This window comes from Spiroplasma melliferum KC3, from assembly GCF_000236085.2.
GTDB lineage: Bacteria > Bacillota_I > Bacilli_A > Mycoplasmatales > Mycoplasmataceae > Spiroplasma > Spiroplasma melliferum.
The window spans coordinates 57,448-79,724 of sequence record NZ_AGBZ02000001.1; the positions used below are offsets into that span (position 1 = coordinate 57,448).

21 protein-coding genes and 1 pseudogene are annotated in these 22,277 nt (G+C 25.7%); 11 read left to right on the forward strand and 11 right to left on the reverse strand.

The genetic code is table 4. From position 1 onward, the window contains the following. Nucleotides 1-12: 12 nt before the first annotated feature. On the forward strand, nucleotides 13-999 hold the full coding sequence (locus SPM_RS00275) for an NAD(P)/FAD-dependent oxidoreductase (protein ID WP_004027602.1): 987 nt from the start codon (nucleotides 13-15) through the stop codon (nucleotides 997-999). A gap of 20 nt (nucleotides 1,000-1,019) precedes the next feature. Here the strand turns inward: SPM_RS00275 and SPM_RS00280 are convergent, their stop codons facing one another. The 6 genes from SPM_RS00280 to SPM_RS00305 form a co-directional block, all read right to left on the reverse strand. Then, nucleotides 1,020-2,885 carry a transporter gene (locus tag SPM_RS00280; protein ID WP_004027603.1) on the reverse strand — a complete coding sequence of 622 codons (1,866 nt, stop codon included), beginning with the start codon at nucleotides 2,883-2,885 and terminating at the stop codon, nucleotides 1,020-1,022. 25 nt (nucleotides 2,886-2,910) lie between these two features. Further along, the gene (locus SPM_RS00285; RefSeq protein WP_004027604.1) at nucleotides 2,911-3,849 is read right to left on the reverse strand and encodes a pseudouridine synthase; all 939 of its coding nucleotides are present in this window, start codon (nucleotides 3,847-3,849) and stop codon (nucleotides 2,911-2,913) included. A gap of 66 nt (nucleotides 3,850-3,915) precedes the next feature. Then, nucleotides 3,916-5,079, reverse strand: a complete 1,164-nt coding sequence (locus SPM_RS00290) for a hypothetical protein (protein ID WP_004027605.1) — start codon at nucleotides 5,077-5,079, stop codon at nucleotides 3,916-3,918. A gap of 32 nt (nucleotides 5,080-5,111) precedes the next feature. Further along, nucleotides 5,112-7,100 carry a hypothetical protein gene (locus SPM_RS00295; protein WP_004027606.1) on the reverse strand — a complete coding sequence of 663 codons (1,989 nt, stop codon included), beginning with the start codon at nucleotides 7,098-7,100 and terminating at the stop codon, nucleotides 5,112-5,114. Nucleotides 7,101-7,372: 272 nt separating this feature from the next. Next, nucleotides 7,373-8,908 (reverse strand): type I restriction-modification system subunit M, encoded by a 1,536-nt coding sequence (locus SPM_RS00300; protein ID WP_004027607.1) that lies wholly within the window; start codon nucleotides 8,906-8,908, stop codon nucleotides 7,373-7,375. 11 nt (nucleotides 8,909-8,919) lie between these two features. Further along, nucleotides 8,920-10,782 carry a type I restriction enzyme subunit R domain-containing protein gene (locus SPM_RS00305; protein ID WP_004027608.1) on the reverse strand — a complete coding sequence of 621 codons (1,863 nt, stop codon included), beginning with the start codon at nucleotides 10,780-10,782 and terminating at the stop codon, nucleotides 8,920-8,922. On the opposite strand from SPM_RS00305, the gene SPM_RS06475 reads away from it, so the two are divergent. The 10 genes and pseudogenes from SPM_RS06475 to SPM_RS00345 form a co-directional block, all read left to right on the forward strand. Then, entirely contained in the window at nucleotides 10,769-10,918 is a 150-nt protein-coding gene (locus SPM_RS06475) for a hypothetical protein (protein ID WP_155999916.1), read from the forward strand. The genes SPM_RS00305 and SPM_RS06475 overlap by 14 nt on opposite strands. A 107-nt stretch (nucleotides 10,919-11,025) precedes the next feature. Further along, nucleotides 11,026-11,175, forward strand: a complete 150-nt coding sequence (locus tag SPM_RS06345) for a hypothetical protein (RefSeq protein WP_004027609.1) — start codon at nucleotides 11,026-11,028, stop codon at nucleotides 11,173-11,175. Beyond that, nucleotides 11,175-11,423 carry a hypothetical protein gene (locus SPM_RS00310; protein WP_004027610.1) on the forward strand — a complete coding sequence of 83 codons (249 nt, stop codon included), beginning with the start codon at nucleotides 11,175-11,177 and terminating at the stop codon, nucleotides 11,421-11,423. The genes SPM_RS06345 and SPM_RS00310 overlap by 1 nt, the downstream gene beginning before the upstream one ends. A gap of 253 nt (nucleotides 11,424-11,676) precedes the next feature. Next, complete coding sequence (locus SPM_RS00315) at nucleotides 11,677-12,114, forward strand: DUF3627 domain-containing protein (RefSeq protein WP_004027611.1); 438 nt, start codon at nucleotides 11,677-11,679, stop codon at nucleotides 12,112-12,114. A 152-nt stretch (nucleotides 12,115-12,266) separates the two neighbouring features. Beyond that, a complete protein-coding gene (locus SPM_RS00320) occupies nucleotides 12,267-12,470 on the forward strand; it encodes a DUF2649 family protein (RefSeq protein ID WP_004027613.1) in 204 nt (67 codons plus the stop codon). Next, complete coding sequence (locus SPM_RS00325) at nucleotides 12,470-13,483, forward strand: hypothetical protein (protein ID WP_004027614.1); 1,014 nt, start codon at nucleotides 12,470-12,472, stop codon at nucleotides 13,481-13,483. The genes SPM_RS00320 and SPM_RS00325 overlap by 1 nt, the downstream gene beginning before the upstream one ends. Next, nucleotides 13,476-13,874, forward strand: coding sequence for a hypothetical protein (locus SPM_RS00330; RefSeq protein ID WP_004027615.1), 399 nt, complete (start codon nucleotides 13,476-13,478; stop codon nucleotides 13,872-13,874). Before SPM_RS00325 ends, SPM_RS00330 begins: the two co-directional genes overlap by 8 nt. After that, on the forward strand, nucleotides 13,874-14,110 hold the full coding sequence (locus SPM_RS00335) for a hypothetical protein (RefSeq protein ID WP_004027616.1): 237 nt from the start codon (nucleotides 13,874-13,876) through the stop codon (nucleotides 14,108-14,110). Before SPM_RS00330 ends, SPM_RS00335 begins: the two co-directional genes overlap by 1 nt. Before the next feature lie 11 nt (nucleotides 14,111-14,121). Further along, a complete protein-coding gene (locus SPM_RS00340; RefSeq protein WP_004027617.1) occupies nucleotides 14,122-14,430 on the forward strand; it encodes a hypothetical protein in 309 nt (102 codons plus the stop codon). Continuing rightward, nucleotides 14,423-14,938 (forward strand): annotated as a pseudogene (locus tag SPM_RS00345) (spiroplasma phage ORF1-like family protein); the annotation flags it as partial. The gene SPM_RS00340 and the pseudogene SPM_RS00345, both read left to right, overlap by 8 nt. On the opposite strand, the gene SPM_RS00350 reads toward SPM_RS00345, so the two are convergent. The 5 genes from SPM_RS00350 to SPM_RS00370 form a co-directional block, all read right to left on the reverse strand. Further along, the gene (locus SPM_RS00350) at nucleotides 14,869-16,836 is read right to left on the reverse strand and encodes a DUF262 domain-containing protein (protein WP_004027619.1); all 1,968 of its coding nucleotides are present in this window, start codon (nucleotides 16,834-16,836) and stop codon (nucleotides 14,869-14,871) included. The pseudogene SPM_RS00345 and the gene SPM_RS00350 overlap by 70 nt on opposite strands. Nucleotides 16,837-17,154: 318 nt before the next feature. Next, nucleotides 17,155-18,726, reverse strand: coding sequence for a PTS transporter subunit EIIC (locus SPM_RS00355; protein ID WP_004027620.1), 1,572 nt, complete (start codon nucleotides 18,724-18,726; stop codon nucleotides 17,155-17,157). 36 nt (nucleotides 18,727-18,762) lie between these two features. Then, entirely contained in the window at nucleotides 18,763-19,341 is a 579-nt protein-coding gene (locus SPM_RS00360; protein ID WP_004027621.1) for a hypothetical protein, read from the reverse strand. A 194-nt stretch (nucleotides 19,342-19,535) separates the two neighbouring features. Then, nucleotides 19,536-20,492, reverse strand: coding sequence for an L-lactate dehydrogenase (locus tag SPM_RS00365; protein WP_004027622.1), 957 nt, complete (start codon nucleotides 20,490-20,492; stop codon nucleotides 19,536-19,538). 642 nt (nucleotides 20,493-21,134) lie between these two features. Further along, complete coding sequence (locus SPM_RS00370) at nucleotides 21,135-22,127, reverse strand: alpha/beta hydrolase (RefSeq protein ID WP_004027623.1); 993 nt, start codon at nucleotides 22,125-22,127, stop codon at nucleotides 21,135-21,137. Between the last annotated feature and the right edge of the window lie 150 nt (nucleotides 22,128-22,277).

The window sequence follows — 22,277 nt, forward strand, 5'->3', positions numbered from 1 at the left end:
TGTTATAAATAAATGAAAGATATTTTAATTATTGGGGCTGGTCCGGTTGGTTTATATGCCTGAAGTTGTGCTGGTATGTTAGGGTTAAGCGGTTATATAATTGAAGGAAATGATACCCCTGGTGGACAACCATGAGAATTATATCCAGAAAAACCATTATATGATATGCCCGGGTTTGAAGAAATTAAAACTAAAACATTTATTGAAAATTTAATTAAACAAGCTGAAAAAAATACAGGACAAATAACATATATTGGGAAAACGAACATTAGTAATGTTCTTGAAACAACGGATGGATTTACTATTACTTTAACAACTAACGAAACACTTACGGTTAAAACAATTTTAATTACGAGTGGCAATGGTGTTTTTACTCCTATTCGTTTAGAACATCTTGATCCTCATCAAGAATATGAAAACTTATGATATGCTGTTAAAAATCCAACCCTTTTAACACACAAGAAAATTGTTATTCTTGGTGGTGGTGATAGTGCTGTTGATTGGGCAAATCATTTAATTGAAGATAACATTAGCAAAGATGTTACAATTATCCATCGTCGTAGTTTGTACCGAGCTAAAGAAAGTAATGTCCAAAAATTACAGCAAAATAAAGTCACGGAATTAAAACCTTATCATGTTAAAGCAGTTGATACGATTAATAATAAAATTACCGCTTTAACATTAGTGCACGAAACAACGCATGCAACATTAACCATTCCAGCTGATCATTTTATTGTTCAATATGGTGCAAAAGTTGCACCAACAATCTTACAACAATTAACTTTAACAACAACCCCAATGCGAAAAATAATTATTGAACCAACTGGTCAAACAAATCATCCCCATATCTTTGCCGCTGGAAATAGTGCTTATTATGCAGGAAAATATTATAATATGGTAACTGGGTTTGGAGAAGCTATTAATGCGCTTTATAATATTACAAAAATTATTCATGGTCAAAAATACCACCCTGGTTATTTAAGTGACATTAAAAAATAAGTTATTGCTAACTTATTTTTTTAACCTGTTAGTTTATAAATTTCTTTATTTGGTTCATCTTTGTCTATTTTCTTCGTATTTTTACGTAAGGTTTCTTCTCGTTCTCACATTTTTTGATATGGCATTTCTGGTTCAGTTAAGGTAATAAAATCATCTTCATATTTTTTACGACGCAGAATTCGCATTTTATCTTGGCGTTTGGTTCAAATTTTGTACACAAGTGGTAAACGTAAGAAGAGTCCACGCACTGAACTAGGAGTTCAAAAGATTGAATTAGCAAAAATAACGAACAAGGAAGCGAAGATTAAACCAAAGAAGAAATTTAATAATTTTTGTCATCCTCAAACTGGCTGTAAATCAATATTATAAATTTGACTAGCATTGTATGTTTTTGATAAAAATAAATAATTAACTAAAATAGCAATAATCATTGGCACTAACAAAATCATCCAATTTCGGAAAACACCTTTAAAGTTACTATTATAAGTTAAAAATATTCAGTTATAACATCATAAGTATAAAAACCGCAAAAAACTCATCAAACAAGTAATAATTAAAATACTATATAATGCGGCTGCTAAATTGTTAAAACCAAAACGTCAAAGTAAAGCACTGAAAAAACAAAAGACAATATTAAGACAACCAATAATAAAAGTTGGGATTGCTGTTTGTTTATAATTTGCTTTGGCATATACCAAGACATTTGCTGGCTCAGCTAAAACAATAAAAACAGAACTTAAAGCAACTAACAAGGAAAAGGTTGGCTGATAAAAGATACTTTTAAAAATTTCACGTTCTTGTGATGTTCATGGATTTAATGTTGAATCACTAGTTCGAATTTGCTCAATAATTTGTGGCGCATACAATGTTGTCACAAAATATGGTGATAAAATAAACTGGTTAACAAACAAGAAACCAGCTATCATAAAAGCGTATGTTTCAAATTTCATATAACTTTTTCAATCAACACGACCATTTTTCGCCGTTCATGCTGCAAAAAATTCACGGAAGGAATTAATTAAAATCATCATAATGCTACGAACTCCAACCGTAATTGTCATATATAATGACAAGGTTGATGATATTCGTAAGCCTAATAATAACGCCGTAATAATAACATCACCATTAATTAATAATGTTTCACCAATATTTTTAAACACAACAATGTTACTTGATTTAACTAGTTGCATATTATCACGTTGACGAACAATGCGCATTCAAGGATAATGTAACTTAATAAATAAATAAATTAAACTTCCTTTCATTATCGAATAAAGTAAGAAAATTAAAAAAACAAAAATAGGGTCAATTGCAATTGAAATTAAGTAGAAAACAATTGAATATGAGATTAAATCACAAATTATTAAAATTAAGCGCCGTAAATGATTATTTTGATCAGCTTGCATTAAATTCTCATACGCTGCTGTTCAAAATAACGCAATTAAGTTTTTTGATCCAATAGTAAATACAATTAAAATTATTTTTCATAACGGATAATTAATTGTTTTATTATTTTGTAAAATATTAAAATTATTTTCAAATAAATAAATATAGGCACTATAACCAACAGCAATGGCAATTAATAAAATAATACCAATGTAACCTGATATTTTATATTGATGTTTTGCCGTATTAACCATTTCATTTGCTTTAATTCAATCTTTTTGTAATAGTGGTTTTACTAAAAAAATAACAGTAATGGTCCCTAAACCACCTTCCACTGTTCCTAAAAAAGCAACAATCGCAACGCTGTTCTTGACAAACCCGTTAAATTGGGAACCATAACTACGAATTAATAAATACATTAACGTAAATTGAAAACATGTACCAATTAACGAAGTAAAAGCCCCGATTAAAATACTGAAAATTCCTCTTCTTGTTGACAATTACTCCACCTCGTTCCTAATATTTTTATTTTATAATATTTTCTGGAATTTTAATAATCTTTTCATTTAAATAACTTAAATGGTCTGGCAATTGATGAAAAATTAAGGTTGTCGCATATAAAGCAATCATATACTCCTTTGTTTCTTGTTTAGCTCCATATTTAATATCATTAACAATGGGATGATGTAAATAACTTAATGAGGCACGAATCTGATGCTTACGGCCAGTTATTAGTGTCACTTCCAATCATGTTGCATTTGTTAACTGGTGCTGAACTCTAAAATGTGTTTTAACTACTTTAGCATGTGGTTGCACTGTTTTAGTAAAAACCATTTTTTGTTTATCTTCATTTTTATATAAATAACCCGTAAGGGTAAAATCAGTTTCTTTAATAATTCCTTCACACTTTGCTAAATATTTTTTTTCGATAGATTCTTTTTGGTTAATTTTAGCTAATAATAAATCTAAGGTAATTTTATTTTTAGCATATAAAACTAATCCTCGCGTTAATTTATCTAATCGATGAACATGGGAAATAACAAATGACTGTTCATCCTCGGGATGATATTCATGCTTTTGAATTAAATAATGTTGCACCATCGCATCTAATGAAGTATGAAACTTTGAGTGCATTTCTACCCCATGTGGTTTATCAACAACAAGAATATTGTCATCTTCATAAACAACTTGTAATGGTAATGTTTCAACATTATTATAAGTTACTGCCTGGTTTCGTTCTGTTACAACTAAATTTTTATCAAAAATAATAATTTGATCTCCTAATTGAAGTTTATAATTTCGTTCTTTCATTACTTTGTTATTTACTTTAATTTTTTTATTGCGAAATAACTTATAAATAACTGATAACGGAGTTGTTTGAAACATCTTTTTAATAAAATTAAAAATTGTTTGATTAACATCATTTGCTTTAACTGTTAAAGTAACAACTGTTTTTGGTTCCATACTTCCCCCGTTTTCCTAGTATTAATTATATAATGAAAGTTAACCATTATCCGAAGAAAAAACATTCTAAGCTATTATTTTAGAATGTTTATCATTTTTTGCTTTCTGTTTTTCCTCAACTTTTAAGATATTTGCTTTAATTTCTGCAATTTCAGCCGCATCTGTAATTTGATTAAATAAATGATATAACATATAATTTTTTTCTTTTTCTTTCAAAAGATGCTTATCAAAGAAAGCCACTGTCTCATCAATTGTTTTCATTAACTCATAAGCTTGCTCACGAGTAATACTATTATTTGATAATGGTTTTTTTACCAAGGTTGGTAATTGGGTTACAAAAGCATAATCTTCCAATGCTTTTTCTTTTTCGGTATAATAGAAAATTCGAAAAGCACTCACTTTTTCACTAATTTTCTTAATAGCATTACGAACAGCAGTAACTTTTGTTGATAACATATTTTTAATAAAGACAGCAATAATAACAGTAATTGTCCCAATTGGAATAATAATTGAAACGATTAAGTCTAAATCAACACCAAATTTTGTTGCAAACATTGCTTTAATTAATGTATAACCATTTTGAATTAGTAAAACAGTAATAAAGAAACTAAAGTTAGTTGCTTTTCATCATTTATGTGGAACTAAAATTTCTGTCTGACGATTTAACACATATCAGAAGAAATATGACACTAATACTAATAAAATGCCATATACTAAAGTAATTAAGGTTGTTAAAAAGTTAAAAAAACTAAAAATTACTGTTAAATTTGTTAAAAAGTTTAAATACATGCGAGGATTAAAAATAACATAATCATTTGGAAAAGTTGTTGATAATCCATAACGAACTTCAAAACGATGACGTTGTGCTATTTTAATAATAATTACAATATAATAGCATAATGCAATCAAGGCAATCATCCCCGTAATAAATAAATATGAATAAGCCATATTAATATTTGTTGCACGTTGATTTCATGCTGCACTTCAATCTGTTACATTATTGTTTTCTCCAAAAAAATTAAATGATAATAATGAGAAATCAATTAATGGATATGTAATACTCATTAAATTTTTATATGTTTCTTGCACTTGTTCGGCTGATTTTTTCCCAGCTGCAATTTCTGCTAAAGTCTTTGAAACATCGTTTTCACTATTAATCCGATCACGTTCATTAATAAATAAAATTAAAAATGTAATAATTACGGCAGTATAAATAATTCAAAAAAGCAAAGTCCTTGTAAAATTACCATTTTATTTAATTATTACTTATATAAGGTTAATAAATCACTAATAGTAAAAACAACCCCAGGGTATTCAATCACTTGTTTATTTGCTAAAATAACATCAAAACTAACCTGAATAAAAAATTGGCGTTTAGTTGGATCAAACGTTTTATTGGTTTGCTCAGCAATACTATTATAAAAATTTAAATTACCCATTCCAATCCCTAAAAAGAGATTATCTTTGTTAACAATTGCTTTTTTCCGCACTGAACAATTAATGCCCAAACCATTTAACCGTTTTTCAATAATATTAAATATTTCATTAAAATAACCGCGATTATGACTAAACAATGATTGCATTTTAATAAAATTAGAACCATTTGGTCCTGAAACATTTCAGGTCGGAATAACATTATATTCTGGTCATGCCCCAATAACAGTTATTTCTTCTCCTCATCATCCAGCAAAAAAACAACTTCAATAATTTGTGGCAATTGCTTCTATGGCAATTTTAACTGGTAAATATTCTTCGGCTAGTAATCATGGTAATGGTATAACTTGCATTGTATCCTGCCCAACTTTACTAAATGTTGTCTCGCTATCAATTAATATGTCATATTTCCCAGTTGCATGACTATTTCATAATCCATCAGGAATCGCTGGGCGTAATGTATCATTTAATAATTTTAATTGCATTTTTTCATCATATTGATATTCTACTTGAAACTCAAAGGTGAGAATTGCTTTTACTGTCTTATTTTCAAAAATTTCAACTTCAACCTTTAAATCCTGCCCCTCTAATAAATCAGTATCTTTTAAATTATTAATCTTAATACGACAATCTCTTTCAAAATTAATGTTAGAATTAGGAAAATGATTGTCTATTTGTTCAACAATTAAATCACGTAAAGTGTTATTAATAAAATCTTTAACAAGAATAATTTCATCTTGTTTGAATATTAAATTATTTAATTGCTCCAATTTTTCCTTATGACTTTCTAATTCAGTTTTCTCATCTCGTAACGCTTTTTCTTTCCGTTCTAATTCCACTAATTTTTCTTTCGTACCTTCTAATTCTGTCTCCTTATCTTGTAACACCTTTTTATTATGCTCCAGCTCTTTCACTTTCGCCTTAGTACTTTCTAATTCAGTTTCCTTATCTCGCAATGCTTTTTCCTTCCGTTCTAATTCTTTTTTAGTTTGTTCTAAGGTTTCTTGAAATTTAATATGATGATTTAAATTATTTAAAGAATCACTAATTTTTTGAAATTCTAATGTTAAGTTATCTTCAAAAGTATTACGAGTTTCTTCTAATTTTGCTAAAATAGCACTTATTTTAATTAATTTATCTTCATTAGTTTTTAAATTATTTGCTGTAACAGCTAATGTTGTTTTAAAGTCAATTAAATTAAAACTTTCATTTAAATTATTTAAGGTTTCTTGAATTTGTTTTAATTCTAAATTATCTTTATTATTTTCTAAATTTTCTAAGATTTGTATAATATAGATTAATTTAACTTCATTTGTTTTTAAATTACTTGTTGCAACTTTTAATTCATTGGTAATGACCGAGAAATCAATATTATTTAAATTATTATTGTTAGCATTATTAGACGAATTAATTATTTCTGCTTTAATATTTTGTAAAAGAGTGAGAATTTCTTGATTTAAAATAGTCTCTTGTTTAACTTGAAAGGTGTCAATTTTGCCTTCTTGTAATGCGGCTACTAAAAGATTTAATTGCTCTATTAATATTTCATTCTCTTGTTTTTCCTTTAACAATTTTAAAATATCACTTATTACCTCTTTACTTTTGTCTCTTACATCAGTATCTTTAATATCCATTCAATCGGCATGATTAAAATCAAAATTTTTAATCTTATTATTAATAATTTTATATAATAATTCTATCAGTTTTTCTCAATCCCCTATTCCATCCAATAAGTTATTAATTCTTTTTTCTGATTCCTCAAGTTCCTTATTTGAATCAGCAGGTAATTTTGTAGCATTTATTTTTTCTTTATTCATATCTTTTTCCTCCAAAATATTTAATTTTAATTATATAACATTAATAAATCACTAATCACAAAAACAACACCTGGATACTCAATAACTTTTTTATCCGCTAAAATAACATCAAAATTAACTTGTATAAAAAATTGACGTTTTGTTGGATCAAATGTTTTCTTCCTTTCACCATCAATTGTATTATTATAAAAGTGTAAGTTTCCTACCCCATAACCAAAGGTTATCGCATTTCTATCTAAAATTGTTTTTTTCTTAACAGAACAAATAATCCCTTAATCATTTAAATATCGTTCAATAATCTTAAATATTTCATTAAAATAAGTTTCATTAACTTGAAATATCTTTGCTACATTAAAAATATTTTTCGTATTCTTAATTGTTTTTCAATTATTTCAATTTGGAATAACATTATAATTTTCTCATACGCCATTATCGTGTCCTGCTCAAAGGCCAAATCATTTTGTATGAAAACTAGTTCAATAACTTGTGGCAAATAATTCAACAACAATTTTAACTAATAAATCCTTTTCCGATAATAACCATGATAAAGGGATAACTTTTTCTATATCTTCTTCACTTAATTCTCTTAAAGTTTTATTAACCATCACTCCTAAAGATTCACAATTTAACATTAAAACATTATTACTTTTTTTATTTTTATTTAAAATTCAAATACAAGCTGAAATTCCAGTTGTGTAAAATAATTTATCGGGTAAAGCAATAATACATTCAACTAAATTATTTTTTAAAAAGTTTTTTCTAATTTCTAACTCATTTTTTAATGAAGATGATAATGAACCATTTGCTAAAATAACAGCTGCTTTCCCAATTTTATTTAATTTATCAATGATTAGTGAGAGTCATGCATAATTTGCGTTTCCTTTTGGGGGAATTCCTCATTGTCAACGACTATCATCTAATAAGTTTTCTTGATTTCATTTTTTTATATTAAATGGTGGATTTGCTAAGATGTAATCAAATGTTCCACTTTTATCTTTAAACAAATCTTCAGTAAAGGTATCCGCTGATTTATGACCTAAATGAATTTCTAATTCATTAAACCCATGAATTAATAAATTAATTTTTGCTAACTGTCAAGTTTTTGCTTGGGATTCTTGGCCATAAATAACTAGACTATTAGCATCTTTATTATCTTGTTCTAGTTTTTTCCTCGCTTGAACAAACATCCCACCTGTTCCACAACAAGGATCATATAGGGTTCCATTTGTGGGATTTAAAATATTAACCATTAATTCAACAACAGATTTTGGAGTGTAAAATTCTCCCCCTTTTTGACCTTGTTTTTTAAAAAAGTGACCTAAAAAATATTCATAAGTCCGGCCAATAATGTCTTCACCAAATTCTTTTAAATCAATGTTTGAAAAAATTGAAACAACTTTTCCTAATTTAATTTGATCTAATTCAGAACGATTATAGTTTTTATTAAAAAGACCTTTTAATGATGGATTAACATTTTCAATTTCCGATAAGGCATTATCAATTACTTCACCAATTGTTGGTTTTGAAGCAAATTCTTCAATATAATTTCAATTAGCTTTTTCGGGAATAATAAAAGAAACATTATATTCTGTAATTAAAAAATCTTTATCTTTTATTCAATCTTCAAAATGCTCTGGAAATGCTTTTTTAATTTGCTTAATTGCAATATTAAACTTATCAGACATATGTTTTAAAAACATAATGCCAATAATTACATGCATATATTCTTCTGAAGATACACGCCCTCTTAATTCATCACAAGCTTCTCATAATTTATTTTCAAACTCTACATTCATATTTTTTAACATTTATAATTCTCCTATTCAAATTTGAAATCATTTTCTACTAGTTCTTCAATTTGCCGAGTTAATTGACTTCTTAAACTATTTTCATCTTCAGAGTAACTTTCTTTGGGAAACTTATGACGAATTAAAATTTTTTTAATTTCAGTTCTAACTTTACTTTTTTCCACCGGTCTAATTCGTCATAATTCAGTTACAGTCCCTTTAACCTTGTCATATATTTCATGTGTTATTTCCAGTAGTTCTTGATTATTAACATATTGTTTTGTATAAACTTCTTGTGAAATTAATTCATAAAATGAATATTCACCCTCAGTTAAATTTAATTTTTCAGCTTCGGAATTATCCATTATTTCTTGTGATATATTAATTAACATTTCTTTAAATTCTTGTAATGAAATATGCCCCTCTTTTAATTGGTCAATTAATTGGTCAATCTTATCTGATAATTTTTTTGCTCTAATAAAACTATGTTTCTTAAGTTCTTCAACCATTTTTTCTGCTGTCATTTTAATCAATTCAGTCGTATATTCTGGATTAACAGTTTTTTCTTTCAAATGAATAAGATAATTCATTAAAGTTTGTAAGGATACTGGTTTATAGTCTCTTTGCTCAATATTACCTTGACATATAATTGCGTTATTAATTTTAGTAGAAAGTTTCGTAACATCTGTTTCAATATCCAATCGGCCTAATTCAAAATTTATAATTTCTTTTCGTAGCACAATTAAAATGGCACTAACATTGATTTCTAGTTCATTTAAAATCCCAATTGAAATTGCTAACATTTTTGCTAGACCTTTTGTGTCATCAATAAATGATTTAAGCATATTATTTTTAATTAACAAATTATGTAATTCTTCAACTAACCTATAAACTTTAATTTGCTGTTTTTCTTTCTTTCATAAGGTTTTTTTATATTCTTTAAAATATTTATCTAATATTTCATCAATTGTTGTTAACAATCGTTCTTTTACTTCTTCACTAGTTTTCCCCGTAATTGATACTTTATCACCATTATCATTATAAAAATCTAGGGCCTTATTTAGGTTTTTCCAAATTCCAATGTAATCAACTATTAAACCCGATAATTTAACCTTACTTGTTTTTTCATCTTCATATACTCGATTAACTCTTGCAATTGCTTGCATTAAATTATGCATTTTTAATCACTTATCAAGATAAATTACATCCAAACAAGGAACATCAAAGCCAGTTAATCACATATCCACTACTATCGCAATTTTAAAATTTGATTCTGAATCTTTAAATTCTTTTGCAAAAATTTTTTTATCTTCATCTCGACCAATTAATTTTAATGTTTCATCTGAGTCAACTTGTTTATTAGAAGTCATAATAACTCTAATATTTTCTTTTAATTCTGGTGCTTGGTTAATAATTTCATGATAATACTTAATTGCACATTTGCGATTAAAAGCAACAAATAGTGCTTTGCCTTTTAAAATATTAATTCTAGTCTTATAATGTTCAATAAAATCAGCACTAATCGCTGCAATTCGATCATCATTTTCAATTAATTTTTCAAAAGTATTTAATTTAAACCCTAATGTTTTAATTGCCTCATCAAACATAAATGTTTCATTTTTATATCTTTCTTTAATAATTTCATATTCTTGATCAATTTTTTCAAATTCATCAACATTCCGATGTAATTCTTTTTTTCGCGGCTCATAAAAAATATCAACAATGGTCCCATCATTTATAGCATCGCCCATTAAATACTTTGAAACATAATCACCAAAAATATTTTTAGTACTTCGATCTTCTCGTTCAATTGGCGTTCCAGTAAAACCAATAAAAGTTGCATTTGCAAAAGCTTTTCTTAATCGGCATCGTGTAAGTGAAGTGCAACAAATCAACTCAGAAAGGGGTTGATTTTTTATTGAAAAGAAACATTATTTTATTTTGCGGTCCTTAGTAATTAAGTATGGAAAAGATAATGTTATTAATACGGTAAATAATATTGTAATTAATAATGAAAAAGAAGATGAATAAATTATCCGTGTAATTTATTAGCGGTAATTTATTCAATATAGTTTATTTTGAGCGTAGCGAACACGCGAAGCGTGCCGCGAAAATTAGATTTTTAGGAGGAATAAGTTATGCCAGTTTGATTAACGACAATATTTAGTGTTGTTATTATATTAGGTATTTTTGCTTGAATTGGTTTGTTAATTTATCAAAAAATTCGCCAAATTCGAGGTAAGAAAAAAGATAAAAAAGAAATTGAAAACAAGGAGGATAAAAAATAATGTTAGGGATGTATTTAACAACAGCGATTAATTTTTTAGCAGTAGATACACCTACTATTTCAGATGGGATGGGTTCGATTTGAAGTGGTTTAGGACAAGCAATGATGAAAGTTAAAGAAGCAATTTATGCTGTATTACCACAATTAATGACCTTTTTAGGTGATGCGTGAATTATTTTAATTCCATTTGGTATTTTTGTTATTGTTAAGATATTAAACTTTTTCCGTGTTATGGTTAAAGGATTTTAATAGAATATAACATTATATTCTAAGTTATTTTAAACAAAACTAAGGCACACTAGTTTATTTATTTTTTATTAATTTATTTTATATAACTATTACTTTAAAACTTAATAGTATTTTTCAGTGTGCCAATTTTTTAATATTTTATATATTTAACAATGTTTATTAACAGTGTTTATTTAGCAATATATAAACAATATTTTAACAATATTTATAACATTGTTAATTAGAAACAATGTTTATTAAGGAGTTGATAAAATTGAGTAATTTTGTTAAGAAAAATCAAAATGTAGAAAATTATTTTATTCGTAAAGAGTTGATAGTTTTTGAAACAAATAAAGCAAGTTTTATAAATTTACCTAATCATAATCGCTATATTGGTTTTTGATTGAGTAATAAGTTTATTTATCTTAGTAAAAAACATTCTGATCAAGTAGCTATTGGTTTAATTTATGATAATTCTTATCCTATTGTAAAATATGATGAAAATTTGAAACGCCATATTTGAAAATATTTAACTGGAACAGAATTAATTAATTTGTATAATCAATATAAACAAAATTATTTTAAAAGTATGCACAAAGCATTATTTTCAAATGAGCCTAAAAAAGTAAAAACAAATAACAACAATAATTTAATAAATTGAAATGACGAAAAAGTAGAACAATTAATTAATGACTTAGAAAGTTTAAATTAAATGAGTTTATACGATTATTGAGTTCAATTTGTAAGTTATATTATTGGTTCAAATGCCCCTGAATTTTTATATGTGATATCGTTTGTATTATTTATCGTTTTATTTTTTGGAATTTTTTTTAAACTTATTCAAAAAATGTGGAGTTTTTAAAGATGCAAAATGATTGAGAAAAATTAAAAGAGTTTTTTATTCATGTCTTTTTGTTTATAAATAAAACAAATGTTGAAGCTATTACAACTTGAAATTTAACGCAAAATGAATATTTAACTCTGATGGTCGGTGTTTGGATTGTTATTTTATTTTTAACTTGGTTTTTATTATGAATGGTTTTTAAAATAGTTGGGTATTTTAAGTAATGAAAAAGTTTATATTTTTGTTAAAAAATTATTGTTATATTAGTGGTTCAATGATTTTGTTTAGTTTAATTGATTTATTATTTTGGATAATTTCATTAAATTATACTGGTTTAGTATTCTGATTATTGTTTGCTTTGCAATGTGTTTATTTTGTATGATGAGTTTGAAAAAACATATTTTATCAGTTAAATGCGTTTAGGTTAGTAAATTTTGTTTGAGATAATCCATTATCAGTTATTATTGGTAAATTAGGAACTGGAAAAACTTTACTTTTAACTTATTTATCACAAACTATGAAATTATTAACAGATAAAATTTATAGTAATTATCCGTTAGAAGATGAAAAAGTTAAAGTTTTAACATTTAAAAATTTAGATTTTACCGATAGAACAAAACCAGTTCCCCCTGATGATAGTTTAATTTTGTTTGATGAAAGTTATTTATATATTGACGGAACTAGTCCGCACGATGAGAAAAAGGTTCATAGTGGTAAAATTCCGTGAATTGTTTTAGCAAGACATTTTGGTAATCGTGCTTTGTTTACAGCTCAACGTGAGGGTATGATTTGAAATAATATCCGACAATTAGCAAGTGGTATTATTATTCCAATTTCACTGAAAAAACCTATTGCTAAAAAAGGATTTAATTTTTTTAATCGATTCTTTATTATGCGAATTGGTATTTTTCAAGATATTACGGATTATGAAATTTGAAAAACAAAATTAGTAGAACGAACAGCAGAAGGTAAACGAGCAAAACATAAATCGGATGTTGGGTTAGGAATTCGGTTTTTTAAAATAATTATTCCGTTAGAATTTGCACAGAAATATGATAGTCAATGATTAAAGTTTGTGCGTGATTTAAAAAATGATGAAATAGTTAATTATAAAGAATATTATTGGTCAGAAATTATTAAATTGAGTGTTAAAGAGCGTTTAGAATTGTTTGATATTGATATTTTGAAAAAGAATTTAAAACTTAAAAAAGAAAAAGGAAGTGGTAAAAATGATTAATTTATTATCAGAAAATAGTAATTGAGATAAGATTTTTAGTTTTATTTTTGATGTATTTTTGTTTATTTTTGATGTGATTTGAAATACTAAATTGCCAATGACAAATACGACAATTGCTTATTTTATTATCTTTTTTATGGTTGTTAAGTTATCTATTTATGCAATTCACGGTACAAGAACTCAATACAACGAATTAGGTTCAACAGTACAAACAGGTGTATCAAATATTTATTCTGCAACTGTTCGTGGAGTTTCAGATACTAAACAAGGTATGCAAAAACATATTAAAGAGCGTAAACAGTTTAAAATTAATCGTAATAAACAACAATTATCAAGTTTAGCAAAACAAGCAAAAACAAGAGAACAAGGATATCGGAGAGTGCATAAATAATGATTAGATTAGTTTTATTAGTTGCGGCAATCGCTATTTTTGGAACAGGATTTATTACAGTCATTATAAATCAATTAACATCAGCAAAAAATATTATTATGGATTTATATAATTCAGATACTTTTTTACTTTCTTTATTTGGTAAGATGGCAATTTTGTTTAGTCATCCGTTAATGTTAACGATATCAAGTTTATATATAGTTGGGTTTATTGTTTCAAAAACATTGTATAGTTAGGAGTTGAATTTATGAAAAGTAATGTAGAAAATAAAAAACAAAAGAAACAAAATGGTTTATTTATTTCTTGGGTTGATTTAATTTTGTATTTTATTATAAGTTTTTCATTAACACTTGTATGTATTTTAGATACAGTTTCAACTATTGATGAATTAAAAGAAAAATATGCTGGTATAAATGGTTATATAATTTATGGTTTATGATTTGATATATTATGATATATCTTAGTAATTCATTATTTTTATGGTTATTTATTTAATCAAATTATTAAATTAATAAAAGAAAATAAAAAAGATAAGGTGGTAAAGAATAATGCGTAAGTCATTATCTTTATTTGCGATATCTATTTTAGGAATTTTAGGTTTAATTATTCCATTTATTACTTTAACAGCATTTAAACCATTACATCAGCAGAATTATACTGTTAATCAACAAACAACGGGAATGGATGAAACCGATTTTATTAATACAATGTTTTTACGTAGTAGTTTTTTTGAAAATTGATCAGAAACAAATTACTTTATTAACCCTACTTTAAAAACATCACAATCATTAATTTATAATGATAAATGATATTTAGATTTTTTAAAGGATAGTTATTCAACGGGAATTTCATTTGATAAGTCGAGTGATGAATTTATGGATTTATATAAAAATTGAGATACTTATATTAAACAATATAACATTGATAAATTTTATGATGTTGATAGAAAACAATTTTTAAAAGAACTAACAAATTTTTCTTATTCATTTGCTAATTATTTTAATACTGTTGAAGTTATTAATAAATTAGAAAAAGGTGTTGATAATTTACAATTAGTTAATTTATATACATAATCTGTCATATCTTTGTTATTTTCTTCTCAATTCTTATCATCTTGTTTTCAGCCATTAAAAGAAATTGGAAGTACATGTTCAACTTCAATTTGATTTAATGATTCATCTTCAATTTGATTTTCTGCATAGTTAATAGTAAAAATATTATATAAAAATCATTTAACTACTTCATTTGCTTCATAATCTTTATTTGCAATCTTAGTATAATTTATATTATTAAAATAATTATCTATTTCATTTTGAATCTGTATAATTTCTTGATACAACTCTTCAGAAGAAAAATTATTATTTTTATTTTGATTTAAGAAATCTAACTTGTATTTTAAAGAACCAACCATAATTTTCTTAAGGTTATTTTCAAGAAAATTTGCTTGTTTTTCTTCTACATTTAATTGTAACAAATAATATTTATATAATTTATCAATAAAATTAGCTATATTATTTTCATTTCTATTATTATTTTTTTTATCAATTAATAACATAGAAACTAAAATAGGTTTTATTGTTTTATAATTTAAAATATTTAATCCATAAACTATTTTTTTGATTTTATTGTTTTGAAAATTATTTGTTTTAAATAACTCATGATACAAATCTAAATATTCTTTGGACAAATCAATAAATTCCTTTGTCTTATTATAGTTATTAATAGAATTATCGGATTTAAAAATTTCATCAAAATTACTTATTAAATTTGTTTTTTTTAATTTTTCGTAGTTTTCAATTTTATCAAAATAACATGCTTTAAAAAAATCAAAAATAAAAGAATCAGCATGCTTCAAATCTATATAACATGATTTTATTCTATCTTCAATATGCTCAAAATTATTTTCAAAAATTTCTAAATTATCCTTATCAAAATTTTTATATAAGTTGTTTTTTATGATATCAAAGGCAGAAAGTTGCATTCCCCCAGCATTAATAGTTTCAAAAATTTCTGGAGCACTTTTTTCATCATCTAATTCAAAAATAGAAAATCTAAATCCTGAAAAAGTAATAAAAATTAAAAAATATAAAGTAATAAATACATAATGACTATCCATGTCATATTCTTCTGCTTCTTTTTTACCCATATATGTATAATGTTTATTTACAACTTCCTGGCTTTTTGCTTTTTCTATAGTTTTATAAATATAGTTTTCTATTTCCTCATAATTTTTAAAAATACTTGACTTAAACACTTCTCTTAAAAAACTTATTCCACTTCTTCCTTTTTTTTCAATCAAAATTTTCTTCATTCTTTCTGTAGTTGTTAAATCTAAAAAATTTTTGTTTTCAAACAACAAACTAAATAACTCTTCAAAATACTTCTTATCATCTTTTTGAGTTGTGTGAAGTTTAAAATTTTTATACTTAGGTTGAAAACTCGTAGTTGTTGAAGATTTAATAAATAACCATTTTTCTAATGTATCAAAAAATAGACTATAACATAAATGCATCTTTTTTTTAGTATTTTTATAATCTGTAGCATACTTTCTAGCAATTACATATGATGCAAGTAAAAATAAAAACCAAGTTGTAATTCGTTGTTGGCCATCTATTATATCTATTATCTTATTTTGATGTTTATTATTACTTAAATAAATTACACCAAAAAATTTTTGATAACTAATAGGTCTTGAATAAACAAATTGACTATCTTTACATTCTGGCATATTTAAATCTTTAATTAAGAAAAAATTTTTATTTATACCTTCATCTATTTCTGATAAAAAATCATTTAATTTATCTATTGTCCATGAATATTTTCTTTGATATATTGGAATACGAAAAGAAGCATTATATGCTGCATTCAAATCATTAAAAGAAAATAATTTGTCCTCAATTGGAACCTCTAAACATATTTCATTTACTCTATCTAATTCTGTTTTTACTGTAATTTTACTCATTATTTAAAACTCCATTTACTTCATTTTATATTTAAATCATATATTAAAATCTTTTTAGGTATTAAAAAACTAATTTTTTTCTTAGATCATTATTTTATTTAAATTTATTTTGTTAAATAATATTGAGAAAGAAATTTATTTTCTTAATTATTGATTCTTTAAAATAAATAGCATTCATATTTTTTGCATGACATAGTTTTTGTATAATAATTATAACATTCTAAAATATAATGTTAATAGATATTTAAAAAGTTAATGAAAAGGTGTTATTTTATAACACCTTTTCATTAACTTAAATAATAATATATTTGTTATTCCTTAATGATTCCACATATCATGATAATTCTTGTGAGTAATTCGTGGTAAAATCGTTTCTCTTCGGCCAATAAAAGGATAATCAAAATAAATAATTGCTTTCCAAAAGATTGGGGTCATAATAACAAATCAAATCATAGTAAAGATTGGTACTCAGAAGAAATTAGTTCCTTTGGCCACCGGAATAACTCCTTTGTAAATAAAATCAACTAAACCATCGGTAAAGGATACTCAAATATGAACATCAAGCATTGACATAAATAAACCATTTAAGCCAGCAAGAGGAGTATAAACACAAAAGTATAATAATGGTGAAACAAAGAAGGTAAATAAATTAATAATTACATTGTTTCCCGTTAAAATGGTAACCGCCACAATCATTGTCATTAAAATTGCTGTTGGCACACGATTTTCTTTTTTACTAGTTAAAATAATAGCTGTACTAATTGCTAATGAACCACCAAAGGTAAAAGCATATTTTGGTGGTAATTTTAGTTGTAATAAATGACCAAAATTACTAGATAAAAATCAATCATAAACTTGGGCTGAAAAACCATTTGCTTGTGGTAAACGGTTGATTGGCAGCGAATTAATTCATCCTAAAATACTGATCTGCTGGTCTCGGAACAATGGTTGTCTTATAAAATTCCAGGCAACTTGAATCGTACTATTATCTCAAGTATCATCAAAAATATTATGCTCTCAGCCATAATGAAGAGCAATATTTCTAAATAAAGCTTCAAACTCTGTTTGGCTTAGTGTCTCAACAGTTGTTGGAATAAATAAATTAGCAACAATATCCTTAAAACCAAGTGGAATTAATAAAATATTTAATAATTCATAAACAAAAGCTGCTCCTAAGAAATTATTTGCACTTTGTTGTCACATTCAATTATAAATATGATTTAAAACAATTGCCAACACAATCCATAAAAGTAAGAAAATAATTGCTAAAAACATATTTGCTAAAACAACAATTAAAGTAACAAACGGAAAACCATTTAATAATCCGAAGGATTTTGGTAAACGCAAATCAATACATTTATAATAAATGTATGATGAAACAATTCCAACGATTACTCCCCCTAAAATTGAAGTATTTAAAGTAACAAGACCAAAAGTTGTTCCTAAAACCATTGATAAATTATTCCCATGGTAAAAGAAAAGAATGCTAGTAACATAAGTCGTTCCTTCAGGAGTGACTTTATACTGAATTAAGGCATATTGCATCACAACAAAAACTAAAAAGCCAGTAACAGCAATTGCTACGGCTTTCACATTATTAGTAATACTAATAACTGTTACTAAACAAATGATAAGTGATAAATTATCAAAAACTGTTTTTCCGATTTTAGTACAAACATCCCCGATTGTTACTATCACAAGATTATTAGCATATTCTTTTAAAATCATTCCAATTCCATAAATTAAAACAATTAATAATAATGGAATAATTATTAAAGTAATAATTTTAATAAAACGTTCATAAATATTTCTAATCTTAATTTTATTACTACGATTATTACTATAGCTTTTTCCGTTTTTCCTGATTTGATATAACCTATCAATTTTCAAAATTATTTTCCTTTCTTCAAAAACAATTTAATTTCTTTAATCTGCAAAAAATTGAATTGTTTCAGCTTCTGAACTATAAAATGGATAAGGTGAACCATATTGTTGTGAAATATTTAAATCATATTGCACATAAAACTTAATTTGACCCAATGCTTCTTTTAGCAACCCAACGACTGTTAAGCGAACAAAATCAGTTTGATTTTTAGCTATAGTTCTCTTAATAATAAACTGACCATTTTTCATTTGCAATTTAAAATCAGCAGTTTTAAAAGGGATATTTGATAAATCAAATCCATCTTGATTACCCGCAATATAAGTTTTAATCATTAATTTAGTAAACTTAAACTTTGGATATTTATTCACAAAACTATCTCAAGTATTTGCATGTTCCGAATAGTTAAAATCAATTGGCTGGTGATTATTTACAACACCATAATCAGTTGTTCGAACAGGGAATTCCTTCTTTCCACTCATACCGCTAATGTTATACTCTACAACATTATTATTTTTTGCTAGTTCAACAAGTCGTGCTGTTGAAATAGAATTAAATGTTGGAGCAGCTATTGATGAAGTTACTGCCATACTAGCTGATGATACTAAAAATAAATTTTTCATTCTTAAAAACTCCTTTTAATATATTTAATTAATATTGTTGATAATTGATACACGATTAATACATGTTTGATATAAAAAATAGGTAAATCCTATGTGATAATGATATCACATTTTTCTTCCAAAAAATAAAAAATATTAGAAATTTAACCAAAAAAAAAAAAAAAAAAGACTTAAAAAGTCCTCTTAAATATTACTTATTTTAGCGCTGCAAGAGCAACATTTAAAGCTTCATGTAATTGTGTCGCTGATTTTTCAAATTGAACTTGCTCTTCTTTTGCTAATTTTCATTCAATAATTTCTTCAATTCCATTCGCCCCAATAACGGCTGGGACACCAATGTATGTTCCCTTAACATTATATTCGCCTTCACATTTTGCACCAACTAAGAACGTTGATCTTTCATCATTTAAAATTGCTTTTGCAATTGATGATAAACATACCCCAATTCCATAAAAAGTTGCTTTCTTTAAATCAATGATTGTATAAGCCATTTTCATCATTTGTTGATGCATATCTTCTAAATCTTTTTCTGTTAATTTTCCTTCTGCAACAAAATCAGCAATTGATTTTTGCATAATTGAAGCTTTTGATCAAGCAGAAACTGATGAATCACCATGTTCACCCAAAACATAGGCATTAACACTAGCTGGAGCAATATTTAATTTATTACCAACTAAGCGTCTTAAACGTGCTGAATCTAAAGTTGTTCCTGAAGAAATAACTTTATTTTTTGCATAACCAGTCACTTTTTGATAAACTGACGCCAAAACATCGACCGGATTTGAAGCAATTAGAGTAACCCCTTTAAAACCTGACGCTTTAATTTTTAAAGCAATATCTTGCATAATTCTTGCATTATCAGCAACCATATCTAAACGTGTTTCACCATCTCGTTGTGGTCTGCCAGCTGTAACAACAATTAAATCAGCATCTTTACATTCACTATAATCACCAGCTTTAATTGTACTAAAACGATTTTCTAAAACAGCAACAGCATCTGATAAATCAATAGCGTTCCCTTCTGCTGCTTGTCGAAAGGCATCAATTAACACATAATGTTGTGCAATCCCTCTATTCATCGCTGAATATAAAAAGCTGTTTCCAACCATTCCACATCCAACTAAAACTACTTTTCTCGTTGAATTTTCCATATTTCTTCTCCTTTTAAAAATCTCTTATTTTATTATAGCAAAAAATAAAAAAATTTTTTTAAAAGACTCAAAATATATGGGTTTTTTACAATTAAAATTGTAAAAAATGATAAGTTTATTACTCAAATGTATTCTACAATAAAATGACAGCGGACTAAAACGTGGCAGTGGTGGTCGTTATGATAACCAGTGGTTTGATATCAACATTAGTAAAAGAATACATTACACTATCATCCAAAGCGCAAGTTTATATTAAAATTAATCAAAAAACTAAACATTTAAACCAACTTTAAAAATATGGCAAATGTTTAGACTTTATTTTAATTTATTTCCTTAAGTTGCAATAATCATTCAAATAAATCATGAATGCAGAAATAGTTTAATCCTCTTGCTTTCTAATGTGTCAATAAGATATAATTATGTATGTGTAAAAATTACACACAATAGAAAAAACTTTAAAAACTTTTGTCAAAGGCAACAGATAAAACTTTTAAAGCTTTGGATCCCAAAAACTTAAAATTAATAAATAATATCTCAGTATGTTAATTTTAAGTTTTGGTAATAGTTTTAATTATTACAACACCTTTCTGTCAAAGGTGTTTTTTATTTGTTTAACCTAAATTTTAAAATTTTAAATTACACTTAAGCGAACGACAATGTTTTTTCTCAATATGCTTGTTGATTAGCAATTAAGGCTCCGGTATGAGATGCTTTTTGAACAAGAAAAATTTCACTTTTCGGATTCCTATTCTGTTGTAAATAATACATTACAACAGAATTATGATATTTTACAAAATTATCTTTTGTTCCATGAATAAATAAAATTGGTAAATCTTGTAACCGGTTATTTTCTTTTAATAAATTCATTTGTTTTAAATTTGTTTTTGAATGTCGACGAAAATTTTTATTAATTCCTAATGACATTAATCACCACGGTAATTTCATATATTTATGTAAAAAAGCTCGAATTTGTTGTACTGGTTGTGAAAACGGACAATCAACAATTAATCAATCAATTTTATTTTCTAAATAAAACTGATGGGCATATCATAATGCTGTTGATGCTCCCATACTAATGCCAAAGACACCAATAGTAGTTGGCGCTTTATGCTTTTTTAACCATATAATTAAAAAATTTAAAATAATTGCATTAGTAACACCTAAATCTGATTTTTGACCATAAGTAGCTCCGTGGGCATAGGCATCAAAAGTTAAAATATTATAACCAGCTTGATAAAAATGATATATGTTTCGTAACCCCAAATATTTATTTCGTTTAAAACCATGTAAACCAACAACTCATTTTGTTGCGTGTGGGTGTTCTAACATTAAGGTACTAATCTTATTATTATTAAATTCAATAAAAGTTTCTTGGCAATCATCTGGTTTAATTGTAAAATTATTTAATTTTTTTGCCTTAACATCTGCTTCTAATTGCTGTAATGAATTTAATTCAATATTATTTTCATCAAGTCCACTTCGTTTATATTTAAACAAATATGGAATAAAAACTTTTGAACAAATAAAAGATAATAATAAAACAACTGGAAAAAAAATAATGACCAAAAAAATCCGTCAAAAATTATAATTATATTTTTTTAATTTTCGTAAACTTTTTTTATAATTTGTTATCATCATCTCACCACCAATAGGTTATTAATATGTAATTTATAATATATCTATCCCATAATTCTATTATAATTTTATTATAAAAAACATTTTTTACTATCCTTTAACCAAGTATACCACTTTTTTAACATATTCTTTGGATTATTTAATAATTTA